The sequence below is a fragment of the Pelomicrobium sp. P1 genome, assembly GCF_052805615.1.
Genome location: NZ_JBRBEM010000006.1, coordinates 78,295 through 94,244, shown reverse-complemented (window position 1 = coordinate 94,244; position 15,950 = coordinate 78,295). Strand labels below are relative to the sequence as shown.

Here is a 15,950-nt window from a genome sequence, read left to right as displayed (position 1 = left end):
CGGGCAGGCCGGCTGCCTATGATTCTTGCATGGGCGCCCGTCCGAGCAACGCGGACCTCTTCCTGGAGAAAGGCCAGATCCTGCGCCTGCGCAGGGGTCAGGGGGTGCGGATCGCCTGCGTCTCCGGCCTTCTGTGGATGACCCAGGAGGGCGACCCGGACGACTGGTTCATCGCCGCCGGCCGGACGATGACGGTGAGCGCGCCGGGGCTCACCCTGATCGAGGCCCTGGAGCCATCCATCGTAGCCTTCTCTCTGCCCCTGCCGGCGCGACCCAGGGGCTAGCCCTTAGTGCCCCTGGTTTTCCTGCCTCCGCAGCCTTCCTCCCCACTCCTGCGCTGGCCACGGAGTGTTTTCTGAAGGATAAACCGCCTTGCCGGGCCGGCAAGGTTTCCTAGAATGGAAGCGCGCGTCAAACCACCGAGGAGGAAGCCAAGATGGGCCAACAACACGTTTTACCCGCCGCCCTGGTTGCGGGCGTGCTGGCTTGCGCGGGTCCCGCGGCGGCGCAGGGCAACCTGGAGAGGCTCTCCAGCTTTCGCACCACCGGCACGCCCCTGGATATCCAGACCGTCCCCCAGACGGGTTCCAAGGCCGAGGCGATCAAGAGAAACCTGCAACGCATCAAGCTTCCGCCCGGCTTCAAGATCGAGCTCTACGCCCTGGTGCCCGACGCCCGCCACATGGCGGTGGGTCCCTCCACCGGCGTAGTGTTCGTCGGCACCCGCAAGACCCGGGTCTGGGCCGTGACCGACCGGGACAAAGACCGGGTGGCCGACGAGGTGAAGCCTTTCGCTCCTTCCCTGGAGATGCTAGTGCCGAACGGGGTGTGCTTTTCCCGGGACGGCTTTCTGTTCGTCGCCGAACATAACCGCGTGGTCGTGTTCCCGGCCGCCGAATTCTTCTACGAAGGGCCCGATGTCGCCGCCTTCAAGGTGGTAGGCCAGGGGGAGCTCATCCCGGTGGAAGAGGAGAGCTACAACCACGGCGCCCGAGTCTGCCGCATCGGCCCCGACAACAAGCTCTACGTGAGCCTGGGCCAGCCCTACAACGTGCCCCCGAAAGAGAAACTCGCCCTCTACGACCGGGTCGGCATCGGCGGCATCATCCGCATGGACCGGGACGGGAAGAACCGGGAAGTCTATGCCCGGGGCATCCGCAATTCGGTGGGCATGGACTTCAATCCCAAGGACAAGACCCTCTGGTTCACCGACAACCAGGTGGACGGGATGGGCGACAACATCCCGCCCGGGGAGCTCAACCGGGCCACCAAGCCGGGCCAGCACTTCGGCTTCCCCTGGTACGGGGGCGGCAAGGTGCGCACAGAAGAATACAGGGACTCCACGCCGCCGCCGGACGTGGTGTTCCCTCAGGTCGAGATGGACGCCCACGCGGCGGACCTGGGCATGGTTTTCTATACGGGCAAGATGTTCCCGGCGAAGTACCAGGGCGGCATCTTCTCGGCGCAGCACGGGTCGTGGAACCGCACCAAGCCCATCGGGGCCCGGGTCATGTTCACCTCCCTCAAGCCGGACGGGACTGCGGACAAGACCGAGGTGTTCGCCGAAGGCTGGCTCACCGAGCAGGACGAGTATATCGGTCGTCCGGTCGACGTGGCCCAGCTTCCCGACGGCTCGATTCTCGTGTCCGACGATTTCGCTGGCGCGATTTACCGCGTCTCCTACGCCCCGTGACCAGTCCATCGAGATCATCGTCAAACCGCCCCGGTGACGCCGTCCGGCGCAAAGCCCGGAGCCCTCAACGAGGAGACAGGATCCCGTAGAACTCCAGGGCGACGCAGATGATCGCCGCCACCGCTCCCAGGTGGGCCACCCAGGCGAGCTTCGCCGACTGCTTTCCGATAGACCAGGTGAGCCAGACGGCCCCGAGCAGGAGGGCAGCCCGGATCTCGCCGATGTAGGAACGCAACCCGATCAGCAGGGCGATGGCGGCCAGCAGCACCGTGACGAAGGCGAACACGGCTCGCTGCAGCTCGTTGTACGCCGGCAGGCCCGCCGCAGAAGCCAGCCAGCTTTCTATGCGTCCGGGATAGTGCTCGCCCAGCAGGGGATAGAGCTGGCGCACCAGCAGGTTCAGGTCCTTCCGCAGATGGGCGCTGCGCACCTGGACGTTCCTCGCCTGGACCAGGGGACGAAGGGGCGCCGGCAGGTGAGATTCCGGGGGCAAGGCGGTGCCGGCCGGGAGCACCACCACCACCGGCAACCCCCGCTGGATGGCCGCCGCCAGGAGGCCGCCCCCGTCGAAATGGTTCCGGAGGAAGCCGGCGGCGCCGCCGGACTCCTCCTCCATCACCGCCACCACCGCGCCGCACCGCCCCAGGATCTCCTGTGCCAGCCGCTCCCCGTGCGTCCCCTGGTGCAGGTCCAGGGTGCCCAGGACGACCCGCCCGGGAAACCATTGTCTCAGGTGCTCCCACACCCGGGCCGTCAGGGAGGCCGCACCGGCGGGCTGGACGCCGACCAGGAGCACCTTTTTCATTTCATCCCGAAGGCGAAGGAGGCGGGGCGCCGGCCTGGCTGCGCTGCCGGCCGCAGCTCATGCGCTCCAGTGCGCGGCCCAGGGCGCCGGTCCGCTGGAGCAAGGTCTCCCGCTGCTCGGCCGTCATCGTCTCCCCGACCTCCACCAGCAAGCGCCAGGTGCGGGCCCGGTTGGCCGCCAGGTCCTGGGCCCGGGTGGGCGGCTCCAGGAGCGCCGGGCGGGTGAGCAGCTCTTCCAATCGCCGCCGCAGCTCCTCCGGCCGATCGCGGTTTCTCAACGCCTGGGCGAGGGCTTCGCGCCAGCGCTGCCGGTAGGCCAGGGTTTCCCGCGCGGTGGGAACCAGGGCCCGGCTCCAGGCGTCCACTCGCTGCCCCTGGGCCTCGGTGAGGGGCCCCATCCAGCGCTCCAGGTGCTTCCTCATCCATTCGGCGTACTTGGCCTCCAGCTCGGGGCGGGAGAGTTCCACCCAGCTTGTGCGGAATTTCTCGTCCCGCTTCTCCAGGCTGGCGACCGCGGCGTCCACCTGCTCGGGGCTGGCGCTGGAAAGCAGCTCGGCGAGATGGGGCGCCGCCTGGGCGTAGAGCCGCTCCAGAGCCGCCTGGAACTCCCCGTAACGGGCCTCCAACCGCTCCACCGTGGCGCCCTGGGTCATGTCCTCGCCCACGTGGCGCACCCAGGCGGCATAGACGGGCAGCTCGTCGGCACAATGCCAGCGCTTGAGCTCCTTCACCCGGGTGCGCATCAGGGCGCTTTGCCGGTCGGTCAGCTCCACGTAGCCTTGCACGTACCAGGGCAGCAGCAGCTCCAGGTTGCTGTAGGCCAGGTCGATCCGGCTGCAGCCGGACAAGGCGAGCAAGACCACGGCCCCTAAGAGCGTGCGCATCGATCTTTTCTGGATCATTCGCGTCATTTCCTGGCGTCACGAAGTTGGAACCGGATCGGCACCTCCACCCAGGCCGCCACGACCTCTTCCCCCCGGCGGGCGGGAACGAAGGTCCAGCGCCGCACCGCCTCCAGGGCGGCCTGATCCAAGGATATAACGCCCGAGCTTCTCGCCAGGTGGACTTCCGCCGGGGCGCCGGACGGATCCACCTTCACCCGCAATACCACCCACCCTTCCTGTCCGAGCCGCCGCGCGGACAGGGGGTACTCGGGCGGCGGATTGCGCAGGTAATCCGCCGTGTAACTGGGCGGCGTGGTCTCCGGGGCCGCCCGGCGGGCGGAGCCCGGCGTTTTCTCCGGCGCGCCCCCTGGGGTCGTCTCCAGCGGGACCGGCCGCGAGACCTGCGGTTCAACCGCCGGGACCGTCCCGGGCGCAGGCGCGCTGGCACCGGAAGGAGGTGGCGGATCGGCCTGGGGAATTTGGGGCGGATCGGCCCGCAGGGCTTCGGGCGGCGCGTCGCGGGCCGGGGCCGAAGGGGCGGTTGCCGGCGGAGACAACCGAGGCGTCGGAGCCGCTTCAGCCCGGAGCCGTACCGGGGCGCGGGAGGAAACCGGGGGCGCCTTCGGCTCGATTTCCGGCTCCGGGCGGGGCTCATCGGTGCCATCCGCTTCCGGCACGGGCGCCACGGTTACCGTGAGGGGCGAGAGCACCGCGGGAAGCCGCACTTCGTCGTGGATCAGGGGCACCGGAAACAGCAAAGCCGCCGCGTGCAGCAGGGCAGAGCCCGCCAGGAACCAGGCGATGGGCGCGCGGTTCGGGCGAGCCTCTTCCTCCCGGGCCGCCGGCTCGTCCGGCGACCGGGGAAACTCGAGGATTTCGGCGGATCTTTCCACGGGCAGGGGCATAAGACGAAGGAAATCATACCCCGGTCCCCCCGCCAAGCCCGCCTGTTTCGCCGAGGGAGGCGGGAGGTTCGCCCGGTTGCCAGGGGCGGCGCTGGCCGACGATAATGCTTCGCCGGATGCTCCGCGGGAGTGCCGCTCAAACCATATCGAAATCGAACCCGGCATCCCGCCTTCCTGTTCCGTGATCCGAACCAGCGATGGCCTACACCTGGATTAAACATCTGCACGTGGCCTGCGTGGTGGCGAGCTACGGGCTGTTCTTCGTAAGGGGGCTGTGGATGATCGTCGACTCGCCGATGCTTAACCGGCGATGGGTCAGGATCGTCCCCCACGTGAATGACACCGTGCTCCTCGCCGCCGGCGTCACCCTCTCCATCATGATCGCCCAGTACCCGTTCGTCGCCGGCTGGGTGACCGCCAAAGTGGTGGCACTGATTCTCTATATCCTGCTCGGGATGTACGGACTGAAGCACGGCGAGACCAAGCGCGACCGGGTGATCGCTTGGATCGCGGCCCAGGTCGTGTTCCTCTACATCGTGGCGGTGGCGATCACCAAGAGCACCAATCCGGCCGCGGCGTGGCTGTAGTTCTGAACCAAAATGTTAAGGCGCGAAGAATCGACCCAGTGACTTCCCGCCCCAAACCCCTCGCCGGCGTGCGGGTGCTGGACTTGACCCGCCTTTTGCCTGGGCCCCTGTGCACCCTCTATCTGGCCGACCTAGGAGCCGACGTGGTCAAGGTGGAGGACCCGCAGCAGGGCGACTATGCGCGTAGCTTCAACGCCGCGCCGGGCGAAACCTCCTCCTTCTTCACGCTGCTCAACCGCAACAAGCGAGCCCTGCGGCTCGACCTGAAGCATCCCCGCGGGCGCGAGGCCTTCCTGCGCCTGGCGCGAGGGGCCGACGTGGTGGTGGAAAGCTTCCGTCCGGGGGTCATGGAGCGCCTCGGGGTAGGCTACCCGCAGCTCGCGGCGGCGAACCCGAAGCTCGTCTATTGCGCCATCACCGGCTTCGGCCAGGACGGACCGTACCGGGACCTGGCCGGCCACGACGTCAACTACCTGGGCTATGCCGGGGTGCTGGACCAGATCGGCCCCGCGGGAGGCGCTCCGGTGATCCCCAACCTGCAGATCGCCGACATGCTCGGCGGCGCCCTCATGGGGGCCACCGGGATCCTGGCGGCGCTCTTGGACGCGCGCACGAGCGGCCGCGGCCGGCTGGTGGACGCCTCCATGACCGACGCGGTGCTGGCCCACGCCGTCTTTCCCATGCTCGCCTTGCTCAGCCGGGGCCGCACCGTGCCCCGGGGCGAGGACACGATCAGCGGCGCGCTGCCCTGCTACAACGTGTACCCGACCGCCGACGGGCGCTACGTGGCGGTGGGGGCGCTGGAGCGCAAGTTCTGGGACCGGCTGTGCGAAGCGCTGGCGCGCCCCGACTTGAAGCCCAAGCAGATGCCGGATGATCCTGAGGAACGCGCCCGGGTCAAGGCCGAGCTGACTGCAATCTTCGCCTCCCGGCCCCTCGCCCACTGGGTCGAGCGCTTCCGCCACGCCGACTGCTGCGTGTCCCCCGTGCTCACCCTGGAGGAAGCCCTCGCCGATCCCCACTTCAATGCCCGCGGCATGATCGTACGCGACGTCGGCGGGCGGCCGGTCCAGTTCGCCTGCCCTTTGCACCTCACCGATTTCGCGTTTTCGGTCGAACGACCGGCACCGCAACCCGGCGAGCACAGCGAGGAGGTCCTGGCTGAGGCCGGCTTCACCGGGACGGAGATCGAGGGGTTGCGCGATGCCGGCGTCATCTAGCCCGCTTGGCCCATGAGCGCCGCCCTGTAGACGCCGCCGGAGGACATCAGGCCTTCGCCCCGGATGGGGTGGGGATCCATGGGGCGCGAGCGCCCGCCCCGGCCGGCAAGAAAGGTTGAGCTAGATCAAATCCTCCGCCGGCGCTGAGCGGTATAAGGAAACCGTTTTCCCGATGGAGGCTGGGATGGCCGAAATTCTGGACACGCTCAGAAAACAGCACGCGCACATGCGCACGATCCTGCAGGTGCTCGAGAACGCGGTCGAGGACTTCGGCCGGGGGGGCAGATTCGATCCCTACCTGGCCGACGCGGCCCTTCGCTACGTCGCCGAATTCCCGAAGACGGTCCATCGCCCGGTGGAGGCAGCTGTTTACAAGGCGCTGGGGCAGGCCAATGCGCCCGTCACCCCGTCGGCGGAGGCGATCGCAGCCGAGCACTCGGACCTGGAGGCGCGCGCCGAGCGTCTGCGCACGGTCCTGTTCTGGAGCGGGCAGCATCCTCAGCTTCCGCGCGAACTGGCCGCCTCCATGGCCCGCGCGCTGATCGACGACCTGCGCCGGCACATGAGCGAGGAGGAGAACACGCTCTTCCCGGCGGCGGAAAGGACTTTCGACGACGCCGCCTGGGCCCGAGTGAAGGCGGCGACGGAAGCGACAGGCGCCACGTCGGAATCGCGAACCCGGCCGCTGCGCGAGCTTCTGGGGCAGATCGCCGCCCTGACACCCCCACCGCCGAAGCGCGGCAAAGACGTCAAACCCGCTTAACGACCTCTTCGAGCCAGTCGCGGCAGACCTCGTCGCTGTGTTCGCCTAGCAACGGCGGCGGCCGGGAGATCTCGAAAGCGTAGTCGGAAAGAAAGACGGGGTAGGCCGTCGTCCGGGTGCGGACCCCGTTCGGCAAAGTAAGCGGCTGCACCAGGTCCATGGCTTCGATATGGGGATCGGACAGGATCTGGGCGTAGTCGTTGATGGGGGCGCAGGGCACGCCGCGCCGGTCCATCTCCTCGAGCCATTCGGCCGCCGTGCGGCAGGCGAACAGGGGCTGCAGGATCGAGACCAGCGCCGCCTGGTTCCGCGCCCGCAGCTCCTGGCTCTTGAAGCGGGGATCGTGGGCGAGATCGGGCTTGCCGACCGCCTCGCATACCTCCCACCACAGCTTGTCGTTGCCGGCGGCGATGACGAAGTAGTCGTCCTTGGCGCGGAACGCCTGGTAGGGTGCATTGCGGGGGTGGGCCGAGCCCAGGCGGCGGGGGGGTTTGCCGGTGCCGAAGTATTCGCTAGTCTGCAGGGCAGCCACACCGATTAGGCTTCCCACCATGGAGCAGTCGATGAAGGCGCCTCTGCCCGTTTCCCTGCGGCGCACCAGGGCGGCCAGGATGGTATAGGCGGCGTAGAGCCCGGCGCAGAAATCGCCGATGGGTACCCCGCACTTGACCGGCGGCCCTCCTTCCTCCCCGGTCACGCTCATCACTCCGCTCACCGCCTGGATGGTGACGTCGAAGGCGCCCTTTTCCGCGTAGGGCCCCCTCTGGCCGTAGCCCGAGATGGAGCAATAGACCAGGCCTGGGTTGTCCGCCTTGAGCGTTTCGTAACCGAGGCCAAGACGGACCAGCACGCCTGGGCGGAAATTCTCGATCACCACGTCCGCTCGGGCCGCCAGCCGGCGCAGGCGGGCGACGTCCGTTTCGCTTTTCAGGTCGGCGGCGAGGCTGCGTTTGTTGCGGTTCAAGGAGGCGAAATTCTCGCTGAACGCGATCCCTTCCGCCCCGGCGGACAGGGGCGGCCACGCCCGCATGCCGTCGCCGCCGTCGGGACGCTCCACCTTCACCACGTCGGCGCCTAGGTCGGCGAGCAGGGACCCAGCGAAGGGGCCGGCTGCGATCTGACCGAACTCCAGGACTTTCAACCCCGCCAACGGTTTGTGAATCGACACGAGCCCTCCCACGCTTTTTCGTCAAGGCGTGCCCCGCCGCCCGCCCTCCGCCTCCTCGGGAGCGGACCCGCTCGGGCGATCACATTCTATCCTCGCTTCGTCAGCGCCGGCGCGCCCATCGAAGAGGCCGCTGCCTTGCCTTTCACCGCCAGGATCTCCTCGTGTTGCATCTGGGCCAGCACCTGGCGGGCCCGACGCAGCGCCTTGTCGGACTTCAGGAACAGCTCCGAATATCCGTCGTCGGGATAGTCGAACATCTGCTGCTGCTTCTCGAGGGCCCAGCGATCCTGGGCGACCACGTCCGGGAACATCTCGGCGATGCGCCGGGCCGCCGACCTGGCGGGATCGCCGCGGGACATATGGTCGGCGCGGCAATTCACGCACCAGCGCCACACGTGATTGCGGTCGTCCACTGGCGTATGGGTGTGCAACAGCACGTATCCCCGGTCCATGCCGGTGCCCAGCTTTCCCGGAGGCGCCACCCGCAACTCCACCCGCGTCAGGCCCGGGCTCAGCATGCAGTGGGTGTGCTCCCGGTCGACCACCTCGTAATGGAACCAGTCGACGAAATAGGGCGGCTGGACGTAGTTGCTGGCACGGCGGATCGTCTTCACGAAACGGTAGCCTCCGATCTCCCCCTCCACCAACTCGATCGGCAAGAGACTGTTGGCGTAGTCGCCGATGTTGCCGTCGTGCAGCGGATAGAAATGGGTGATGTCGAGCAGGTTCTCGATCAGCAACAAGTAGTTCGCCGGAACGTGCATCGGTCCGGAATCGATCGATTCCCAGGCCGGGTCGGCGACTTCCGGGGTGCGCGGCGGCTGGAACAGGGCGGCGCGTTCCGGGTTGCCGGTCCAGACCCACACCAGGCCATCCTGCTCGATCACCGGAAAGGGACGGAGCCTGGCCTGGGGCGGTATATGCCCGTCGGGATGGGACGGGATCTTCACGCACCTGCCCTGTTCGTCATAGCAGAGCCCGTGATAGGCGCATTCGAGCAGACCGTTTTCCAGCAGGCGCCCCTCGGACAGGGGAAATCGCTTGTGGCAGCAACGATTGTCGAAAGCGACCACTTTGCCCGTCCTGGTCCGCCAGATGACCAGCGGCTGGCCCGCGATCTTGTGCCCCGTCAGCGTCTCCGGCTTGAATTCGTGGGACAGCCCGGCGACGTACCAACAATCCTTGACGTACTGATACGATTCCATGAGTTTCAACTCCTCTTGCGAAGTCAGCCACTCCGATTTCAACCGGGTACATCAACGGCCGCCGGGCGCCCTCCCCCGTGCCACGCCGGCGCTACAGATCCAGCACCAGCACGGGGGTCTTAGATCGGGAGCAGCACACGAGCACGAACTCCTTGCGATCGGCCTCGTCCAGGACGAAGTCGCGATGATCCGGCTCCCCGTCGACGTAGCGCGTCAGGCAGGTTCCGCAAACCCCGTTTTCGCAGGAAGTTTCGATGAAGACGTCGTTCTCCCGCAGAACGCCGACAATGGTCTTGTCGGCGGGCACCTCCAGCTCCCGGCCGCTGCGAAGCAGCCTGATCCGGAACGGGCGGTTCTCGGATCCCGGGGCCGAAGCGTCCGCGGGAGGCGAAAAGTACTCGAAGTGCAGGGCCTCCCGCGGCCAGTGAGCGGAAGCCGTTTTGACCGCTTCCATGAAACCCGGGGGGCCGCAGTAATACAGGTGGGTGCCGGGCTCGCATTCGCGCAGCAACGTGCCCAGGTCGAGCCCGCGGGCGGGGTCTCCGCCGTCATGGTGGACCTTCACCTTGCCGGCCGCGACCAGCGGCCCGAGGCGGTCGAGGAACGCCGTCTTTTCTCGAGAGCGCGTGCAATAATAAAGGCGGTAATCCTCGCCCCGGGCCTCGAGCTCCGCGATCATGGCCATCATCGGGGTGACGCCGATGCCGCCGGCGATGAGCAAATGGCGCCGGGCCCCTTCGGTCAGGGGAAAATGGTTGCGCGGTCCAGCAATCGTCAGGAGGTCCCCGATTCGGACGTCCTCGTGCAGGGCCCGTGAACCGCCGCGCCCGTCGTTTTCCCGCTGCACGGCGATGACGTAGCGGTGCCGCTCCTTGGGATCGTTGCACAGGGAGTATTGGCGCACGCACCCCGGTTTGACATGGACGTCAATGTGGGCGCCGGCGGTGAAGGCCGGCAACGTCTCACCCTGGGGATCCCTCAGCTCGAAACTCGCGATGCCCTCCGCCTCCAGCATGATGGCCCGCACCTGCACCTGGCGTTGGGCGGTGGCGTTCCTCGTCCCGGCATCTTCACGGGCTTGTGTCATACCCTCTACCTCGCCGAGAGAGCGAAAAGCCGCCGCTACCTGCCCCATCCGTCCTTCCTCGTAAGGGAATCGAAAATCCGACACGGAGCCGCCTTCTTGGCAGAAGGCGGATGCACGAACTATAAGTGAGGGTCGATTATTGATAAAAGCGATATTTCTTGATATTTTCCATTCATTAATCTTGAACTCAGGCCCTGCCTGACGGCTCCGCCCGCCGTCTCCCCTGGAAACGAGCCGGTGTGCCCGGCCCCTCGGAGGGCAGGACATCTTCAAACCGCTGGATGGACCGGGAGAAGACCCATGGCCCGCGTTCGAGACGTCCCGATCGAAGAGGTGCCCGACGACCTTAAACCCCTTTACCGGTTGTTCACGGCCGAATACGGAAGCTTCGGCAACCAGGTCAGAATCATCGCCCATTCCCCGCCGGCCCTGCGTCACCTCTGCGGGCTGCTGGTGGAATGGCGCGGGAGCGGCAGCCTGCCGCGTCGGCTCGTGGAGATCGCGGTGGTCACGGTGAGCCGCATCAATCGCTGCCCCTATTGCATCGCCCACCACGGGTCCGTCCTGGTGGATCTGGGCATCCGCCCCGAAGCGGTGGAACGGATCCTGGAGCCTTCTCCCCCGGGTTTCGACGAGATCGACGTCCTGGTGCGGGACTACGCCAGGCTGGTCGTCGAACGGGCCTGGGGTATCCGGGACGACGTCTTCGCGAGATTGAGGCGGGCCTTTACCGAGCGGCAGATCGTCGAGCTGACCCTCAGGATCTCGATCTGCAACTTGTTCAACCAGTTCAACAACGCCCTGCAAATCGAGATCGAGGAGGAGGCCCTGGCCGATGCCCTGTCCCGGGGACTGCGCGGCGCCATGGAGGAGCGGGATCCGCCGCCCTCGAGCCCGCCGGGTTCCGACTGAGCTCATGAGGTCGACGGATGAATATCAAACAGCTTGAAACCTTCTACTGGATCGAACGGCTCGGCAGCTTCAGCGCCGCCGCCGAGCGCGTCTTCGCCACCCAATCCACCGTTTCCATGCGCATCCAGGAGCTGGAGCAATCCCTGGGGGTGAAGCTGTTCGACCGGTCCCACCGCACCGCGCGCCTGACGCCGAAGGGCAAGGAGCTGGTGCCCTACGTGGAACAGCTCATCGAGCTGACGGCCGAAATGCAGCGGCGCATCACCCCACCCGAGGCGATGAGCGGCCTGATCCGGGTCGGCGTGGTGGAGATCATCGCCTCCACCTGGCTTCCCCGCTTCATCCGCACCCTCCAGGAGACCTACCCCAACGTCATGCTGGAGCTGGAGGTCGCCCTGTCCTTCGAGCTGACGGAAAAGCTGCGCAACGGCTCCCTCGACGTGGTATTCGCCCTGGGACGCCCGCCCGGCACCCATTACGTCACCGAGTCGCTCGGCTCCGTACAACTGGAATGGATGGCGAGCCCGGGACTGGGAATTCCCGACGACACCGTCGCCCCGAGGGAGCTGCAGCCCTGGCCCTTCATCACCCTGAACCGGCAGTCCTACCACCACGCCCGGATCCAGTCCTGGATGAAGGAAAACAAGGTGCGTTGCCGGAGGATCATCGTGTGCAACTCCATGACGGTGGCCGCCACCCTCGTGACGGCGGGCATCGGCGTGAGCCTCTTGCCGCCGCGCTGCTACCGCCGCGAGATCGAAGCGGGGTCGCTGCGAATCGTTCACACCACGGGCGGCATGCCGCCAGTGGAGTTTTTCGCCATGTATCCCATGGACGAGTTCCAGCCTCTGGCGCAGCTCGTCACGGAACTTGCCGCACGGGTCAGCGATTTCGACCGGGCAGGCCGGGAATCCGGCCGCAACACCACTCCGGCCCGGGTCCCGTCGCCCCCTTCATCCCTGAGCAAGAAACGCCTCAAGAAGACCCCGTCCCTCGGCAGTCGAGCCGCATAAAAATTCCCCGCTTTGCGTCGGAGGGCACGGCTTCTATCAAAAAATGCGATAGAAACTTATCCGAAAAAAGCACTTGTGTTGATAATCATCCTTCTTTGCAGGATGATTTCGCAGCAATCCCGCAGCCGATAAAAACCGGGGGCATGGGCTTCCATCCTGCGGCAATACCGCCTGTCGTGCCTGCTCTGGTGCACGAGCAGCCAGGAGCTCGCAGCCTGCGCCCCTGACGAAGAGGCGAGCGACGCTCGAACAGCGCGGACTTTCACGTCACAGCCTTTGGAGGAGCCATCAAGGTGGTGAAGATCAGACGGGTCCTCTCGTGGATAGAGGGCTTCAACGATTTCCTGGGGCGCAGCATTTCCTGGCTCATGCTGGGGGTCGTGGGCGTCTGCTTCACGGTGGCGATTCTTCGCTACGTCTTCAGCCTCGGCTGGATATGGCTGCAGGAGTCCTACGTCTGGCTCAACGCCATCGTCTTCATGGTAGGGATGGGCTACACCCTGCTCTACGACAGCCACGTGCGGGTGGACATCTTCTATCGCTCGGCCAACCTGCGCTACAAGGCCTGGGTCGATCTCTTGGGAACCTTGTTCTTCCTGTTTCCCTTTCTCGGAGCCGTATGGTGGGCCTGTTACCCGTACGTCGCCGTCTCCTGGGAGCGGCTGGAAACCTCCCGCGAGGCGGGCGGCCTGCCGGCCCTCTACCTGCTCAAAAGTTTCTTGCTCGTCTTTGTCGTCGTTCTGCTGATCCAGGGGATCGCGGTCGTCATCCGCAGCATCATGGTGCTCAAAGGCGCCCATGAGTACGGGAAGCAGTTCGATGAAAACAAGATCGTCTAGCCTCTTTAACCCGACTCACTGACGAGGTTTGCCGATGGGCGGCGGAGAGATCCTGGCCATTCTTCTGCTGGTGTCTATTTGCGGCGTGCTGCTCCTCGGCTATCCCGTCGCCTTCACCCTGGCCGGCGTCGGCGTCCTGTTCGCTGCACTGGGCATCGGGTTCGAGGTCTTCAACTGGCGCCTCTTTTCGGCGCTCTCCTCGCGTTATTTCGGCGTCATGACCAACGAAACCCTGGTCGCGGTGCCTCTCTTCGTCTTCATGGGCGTCATGCTGGAGCGGTCCAAGATAGCCGAGGACCTGCTGGTCACCCTGGGCCAGCTCTTCGGGCGGCTGCGCGGCGGGCTGGGAATCTCCGTGACCCTGGTCGGCGCGGTGCTCGCCGCCTCGACCGGAATCGTCGGCGCCACGGTGATCGCCATGGGCCTGCTCAGCTTGCCCACCATGCTGCGGGCCGGCTACGACCATCGGCTCGCCTGCGGGACCATCTGCGCCTCCGGCACCCTGGGGCAGATCATCCCGCCGTCCATCGCCCTGGTGCTGCTCGGCGACGTGCTGGCCGGCACCTACTCGGAGTCCCAGCTCGCCCGGGGCATCGTGGCGGTCAAGCCGTTTTCGGTGATCGACCTTTTCGCCGGGGCCTTCATCCCCGGGCTGGTGCTCGTGGCCCTTTATCTGGCTTACCTGACCGTCGTCGCCTTTCTTCGGCCGCAAAAGTGCCCGCCCCTCTACGACGAGACGGTCACGCGGCGGGCGCTGGCCTACAAGGTGGCCACCGCGCTCATCCCGCCGGCCTTCCTGGTGGTCGCGGTCCTCGGCTCGATCCTCGGGGGACTGGCGACGCCCAGCGAAGCGGCGTCCTTCGGCGCCGTCGGCGCCACCCTGCTCGCCTTGCTCCAGCGCCAGTTGTCCCTGTCCGTCCTGCGGGAAGTGGTCCGGGTCACCACCCGCATCACCTGCATGGTGTTCGGAATCCTCCTCGGCGCCTCGGTGTTTTCCCTCACCTTCCGGGGGCTCGGCGGCGACCACATGGTGACCGAATTCTTCACCAACCTGCCGGGCGGCTTCTTCACCGCCATGCTGCTCATCATGATCGTGGTGTTCCTCCTCGGGTTCATCATCGACTTCATCGAGATCGTCTTCATCGTCGTTCCCATCGTCGCCCCGGCGCTTCTCATGATGGACGTGAGCCCGATCTGGCTAGGGGTGATGTTCGCGATGAATCTGCAAACGAGCTTCCTCACGCCCCCCTTCGGCTGGGCGCTGTTCTACCTGCGCGGAGTGGCCCCCGCCCAGGTGCGCACCGTAGACATCTATCGCGGGGTCGTTCCCTTCGTCGTCCTGCAGCTCGTGGGGCTGGGAATACTCGCCTGGTTCCCCGCCCTCGCCACCTGGCTGCCCGGCGTGATCTTCGATTGATCTCCTGGCCGGGATTTCCCGCCCATACCACCGGCACGGGCGATTCCGCCGGAGCCCCGGGTCTTTGTCCGGCGGACGCCGAAAAATGATCGTGTTTTTCAATTCGAGCCCATCGGAAAATATCGTTTGAGGTGATATTTCCTCTCGCCGATACTAGGATTCGATCTCGATTCGGCGGCTCTCCCCGCGGCCGATGATCTCGCGAAGCGGCCGCAATAAGTCCATGCAAACAACCCGGAGCGCTGAGAGACGGAGGGCCCCTTGCGTCGGGCGCAAGGGCGAAGAGGCCAACCTTGCAGGAGGAGTGGAAACATGAAGGACGTCAAACGCCGGAAGTTTTTGAAAAGCGTGGCCGTGGCGAGCGCGGCGGCGGCCACCGCGGGTTTCTCGGCGCCCGCCATCTCCCAGAACCGGATCAAGTGGACCATGGTGACCACCTGGCCGCGCAACCTTCCCGGCCTGGGAACCGGCGCTCAGTACTTCGCCGACATGGTCACCAAGACCTCCGGCGGAAAGTTCACCATCGAGCTCTATCCGGCCGGCGAAATCGTGCCGGCGCTGGAGGCGATCGACGCGGTGGGCAGGGGCACGGTGGAAGCCGGCCACGGCTGTCCTTACTACTGGAAAGGCAAGGCACTGGCCGCCCAGTTTCTGAGCAACTTCCCCTTCGGCCTCACGGCCCAGGAATACAATGCCTGGTACTACTTCGGCGGCGGCAAGGAGCTCGCGGACAAGGTCTACCGGGAGCAGCTCGGCTGTAAGTTCGTGCTGTGCGGCAACACCGGCGTGCAGGCCCCCGGCTGGTCGCGCAAGGAGATCAAGTCGCTAGCCGACTTCAAGGGCCTGAAAATGCGCATGCCCGGCATCGCCGCCGAAGCCATGCAGCGCCTCGGCGCCACCGTGGTCAACGTGCTGGGCAGCGAGGTGACGGCGGCGCTGGCTTCGGGGGCGGTCGATTGGGTCGAATGGAACAACCCCTATGGCGAGGCCTCCCTCGCCTTCTACCGCTACGCCAAGTACTACTACACCCCCGGGTGGCACGAGTCCGGCACGTCCCTGGAGCTGTTCGTCAACAGCAAGGCCTGGGACGCCCTCTCCGCCGAGAACAAGCTGCTGGTGGAGCAGTGCGCCTACGCCACCAACGTGCGCATGCTGAGCGAGTTCGTCTGGTACAGCGGCCCTCAGCTCGAAGAGTACGTGACCAAGCACGGCGTCCAGGTGAAGGTAATCGACGACGAGTCCCTGGTGGCCATCGGCAACGCGGTGGGCGAGGTGATCGGGGACATCATCGCCAAGGACAAGAACAGCCGTGAGGTGTACGCCAGCCTGATGAAGGCCCGGCAGCTCCAGATGCCTTACAGCAAGAACACCGAGGGAGAGTTCCTCCGGGCCCGCTCGCTGCCGTACAAATTCCCGAAGGCGTGAGGCGGCATATTCGGGTCGATTCCCCCCG

General features: G+C 66.2%; 16 protein-coding genes. 10 read left to right on the top strand and 6 right to left on the bottom strand.

Going from position 1 to position 15,950, the window contains the following annotated elements; translation table 11 throughout:
- Positions 1 to 29: 29 nt before the first annotated feature.
- Both ACUVYZ_RS07760 and ACUVYZ_RS07755 read left to right on the top strand, forming a co-directional pair.
- Positions 30 to 284: a DUF2917 domain-containing protein gene (locus tag ACUVYZ_RS07760; protein ID WP_439933878.1), complete on the top strand. Its 255-nt coding sequence runs from the start codon at positions 30 to 32 to the stop codon at positions 282 to 284.
- 152 nt (positions 285 to 436) lie between these two features.
- Positions 437 to 1,693, top strand: a complete 1,257-nt coding sequence (locus ACUVYZ_RS07755) for a PQQ-dependent sugar dehydrogenase (protein ID WP_439933877.1) — start codon at positions 437 to 439, stop codon at positions 1,691 to 1,693.
- A gap of 64 nt (positions 1,694 to 1,757) precedes the next feature.
- Here the strand turns inward: ACUVYZ_RS07755 and ACUVYZ_RS07750 are convergent, their stop codons facing one another.
- From ACUVYZ_RS07750 to ACUVYZ_RS07740, 3 genes are read right to left on the bottom strand one after another with little or no spacing between them, the layout of a single operon-like run.
- The gene (locus ACUVYZ_RS07750) at positions 1,758 to 2,498 is read right to left on the bottom strand and encodes a hypothetical protein (RefSeq protein WP_439933876.1); all 741 of its coding nucleotides are present in this window, start codon (positions 2,496 to 2,498) and stop codon (positions 1,758 to 1,760) included.
- 1 nt (position 2,499) lies between these two features.
- Positions 2,500 to 3,381 (bottom strand): DUF6279 family lipoprotein, encoded by an 882-nt coding sequence (locus ACUVYZ_RS07745; protein WP_439933875.1) that lies wholly within the window; start codon positions 3,379 to 3,381, stop codon positions 2,500 to 2,502.
- A gap of 23 nt (positions 3,382 to 3,404) precedes the next feature.
- Complete coding sequence (locus ACUVYZ_RS07740; RefSeq protein ID WP_439933874.1) at positions 3,405 to 4,274, bottom strand: energy transducer TonB; 870 nt, start codon at positions 4,272 to 4,274, stop codon at positions 3,405 to 3,407.
- 209 nt (positions 4,275 to 4,483) lie between these two features.
- Here ACUVYZ_RS07740 and ACUVYZ_RS07735 point away from each other — a divergent pair, with 209 nt between their 5' ends.
- From ACUVYZ_RS07735 to ACUVYZ_RS07725, 3 genes are all read left to right on the top strand, one after another.
- Positions 4,484 to 4,873, top strand: coding sequence for a SirB2 family protein (locus tag ACUVYZ_RS07735; protein WP_439933873.1), 390 nt, complete (start codon positions 4,484 to 4,486; stop codon positions 4,871 to 4,873).
- 38 nt (positions 4,874 to 4,911) lie between these two features.
- A complete protein-coding gene (locus ACUVYZ_RS07730) occupies positions 4,912 to 6,093 on the top strand; it encodes a CaiB/BaiF CoA transferase family protein (protein ID WP_439933872.1) in 1,182 nt (393 codons plus the stop codon).
- A 184-nt stretch (positions 6,094 to 6,277) separates the two neighbouring features.
- On the top strand, positions 6,278 to 6,856 hold the full coding sequence (locus tag ACUVYZ_RS07725; protein WP_439933871.1) for a hemerythrin domain-containing protein: 579 nt from the start codon (positions 6,278 to 6,280) through the stop codon (positions 6,854 to 6,856).
- Here ACUVYZ_RS07725 and ACUVYZ_RS07720 read toward each other — a convergent pair.
- The 3 genes from ACUVYZ_RS07720 to ACUVYZ_RS07710 form a co-directional block, all read right to left on the bottom strand.
- Positions 6,843 to 8,018, bottom strand: a complete 1,176-nt coding sequence (locus ACUVYZ_RS07720) for a CaiB/BaiF CoA transferase family protein (RefSeq protein ID WP_439933958.1) — start codon at positions 8,016 to 8,018, stop codon at positions 6,843 to 6,845. The two genes, ACUVYZ_RS07725 and ACUVYZ_RS07720, sit on opposite strands and share 14 nt — an antisense overlap.
- A 92-nt stretch (positions 8,019 to 8,110) precedes the next feature.
- Positions 8,111 to 9,229, bottom strand: a complete 1,119-nt coding sequence (locus ACUVYZ_RS07715; protein WP_439933870.1) for a Rieske 2Fe-2S domain-containing protein — start codon at positions 9,227 to 9,229, stop codon at positions 8,111 to 8,113.
- Positions 9,230 to 9,320: 91 nt separating this feature from the next.
- Complete coding sequence (locus ACUVYZ_RS07710; RefSeq protein WP_439933869.1) at positions 9,321 to 10,316, bottom strand: PDR/VanB family oxidoreductase; 996 nt, start codon at positions 10,314 to 10,316, stop codon at positions 9,321 to 9,323.
- Between the two features lie 300 nt (positions 10,317 to 10,616).
- Between ACUVYZ_RS07710 and ACUVYZ_RS07705 the strand changes: the two genes are divergently transcribed.
- From ACUVYZ_RS07705 to ACUVYZ_RS07685, 5 genes are all read left to right on the top strand, one after another.
- Positions 10,617 to 11,228 (top strand): carboxymuconolactone decarboxylase family protein, encoded by a 612-nt coding sequence (locus tag ACUVYZ_RS07705; RefSeq protein ID WP_439933868.1) that lies wholly within the window; start codon positions 10,617 to 10,619, stop codon positions 11,226 to 11,228.
- 17 nt (positions 11,229 to 11,245) lie between these two features.
- A complete protein-coding gene (locus ACUVYZ_RS07700) occupies positions 11,246 to 12,241 on the top strand; it encodes a LysR family transcriptional regulator (protein ID WP_439933867.1) in 996 nt (331 codons plus the stop codon).
- Between the two features lie 293 nt (positions 12,242 to 12,534).
- Entirely contained in the window at positions 12,535 to 13,080 is a 546-nt protein-coding gene (locus ACUVYZ_RS07695; RefSeq protein ID WP_439933866.1) for a TRAP transporter small permease subunit, read from the top strand.
- Positions 13,081 to 13,114: 34 nt separating this feature from the next.
- The gene (locus ACUVYZ_RS07690; RefSeq protein WP_439933865.1) at positions 13,115 to 14,497 is read left to right on the top strand and encodes a TRAP transporter large permease; all 1,383 of its coding nucleotides are present in this window, start codon (positions 13,115 to 13,117) and stop codon (positions 14,495 to 14,497) included.
- A 312-nt stretch (positions 14,498 to 14,809) separates the two neighbouring features.
- On the top strand, positions 14,810 to 15,922 hold the full coding sequence (locus ACUVYZ_RS07685; RefSeq protein ID WP_439933864.1) for a TRAP transporter substrate-binding protein: 1,113 nt from the start codon (positions 14,810 to 14,812) through the stop codon (positions 15,920 to 15,922).
- Positions 15,923 to 15,950: the final 28 nt, after the last annotated feature.

Bases quoted from the DNA above. Each gene is read 5' to 3' on its own strand.
- ACUVYZ_RS07760 (WP_439933878.1), top strand. From the start codon at position 30: ATGGGCGCCCGTCCGAGCAACGCGGACCTCTTCCTGGAGAAAGGCCAG.
- ACUVYZ_RS07755 (WP_439933877.1), top strand. From the start codon at position 437: ATGGGCCAACAACACGTTTTACCCGCCGCCCTGGTTGCGGGCGTGCTG.
- ACUVYZ_RS07750 (WP_439933876.1), bottom strand. From the start codon at position 2,498: ATGAAAAAGGTGCTCCTGGTCGGCGTCCAGCCCGCCGGTGCGGCCTCC.
- ACUVYZ_RS07745 (WP_439933875.1), bottom strand. From the start codon at position 3,381: ATGCGCACGCTCTTAGGGGCCGTGGTCTTGCTCGCCTTGTCCGGCTGC.
- ACUVYZ_RS07735 (WP_439933873.1), top strand. From the start codon at position 4,484: ATGGCCTACACCTGGATTAAACATCTGCACGTGGCCTGCGTGGTGGCG.
- ACUVYZ_RS07725 (WP_439933871.1), top strand. From the start codon at position 6,278: ATGGCCGAAATTCTGGACACGCTCAGAAAACAGCACGCGCACATGCGC.
- ACUVYZ_RS07715 (WP_439933870.1), bottom strand. From the start codon at position 9,229: ATGGAATCGTATCAGTACGTCAAGGATTGTTGGTACGTCGCCGGGCTG.
- ACUVYZ_RS07710 (WP_439933869.1), bottom strand. From the start codon at position 10,316: ATGACACAAGCCCGTGAAGATGCCGGGACGAGGAACGCCACCGCCCAA.
- ACUVYZ_RS07705 (WP_439933868.1), top strand. From the start codon at position 10,617: ATGGCCCGCGTTCGAGACGTCCCGATCGAAGAGGTGCCCGACGACCTT.
- ACUVYZ_RS07700 (WP_439933867.1), top strand. From the start codon at position 11,246: ATGAATATCAAACAGCTTGAAACCTTCTACTGGATCGAACGGCTCGGC.
- ACUVYZ_RS07690 (WP_439933865.1), top strand. From the start codon at position 13,115: ATGGGCGGCGGAGAGATCCTGGCCATTCTTCTGCTGGTGTCTATTTGC.
- ACUVYZ_RS07685 (WP_439933864.1), top strand. From the start codon at position 14,810: ATGAAGGACGTCAAACGCCGGAAGTTTTTGAAAAGCGTGGCCGTGGCG.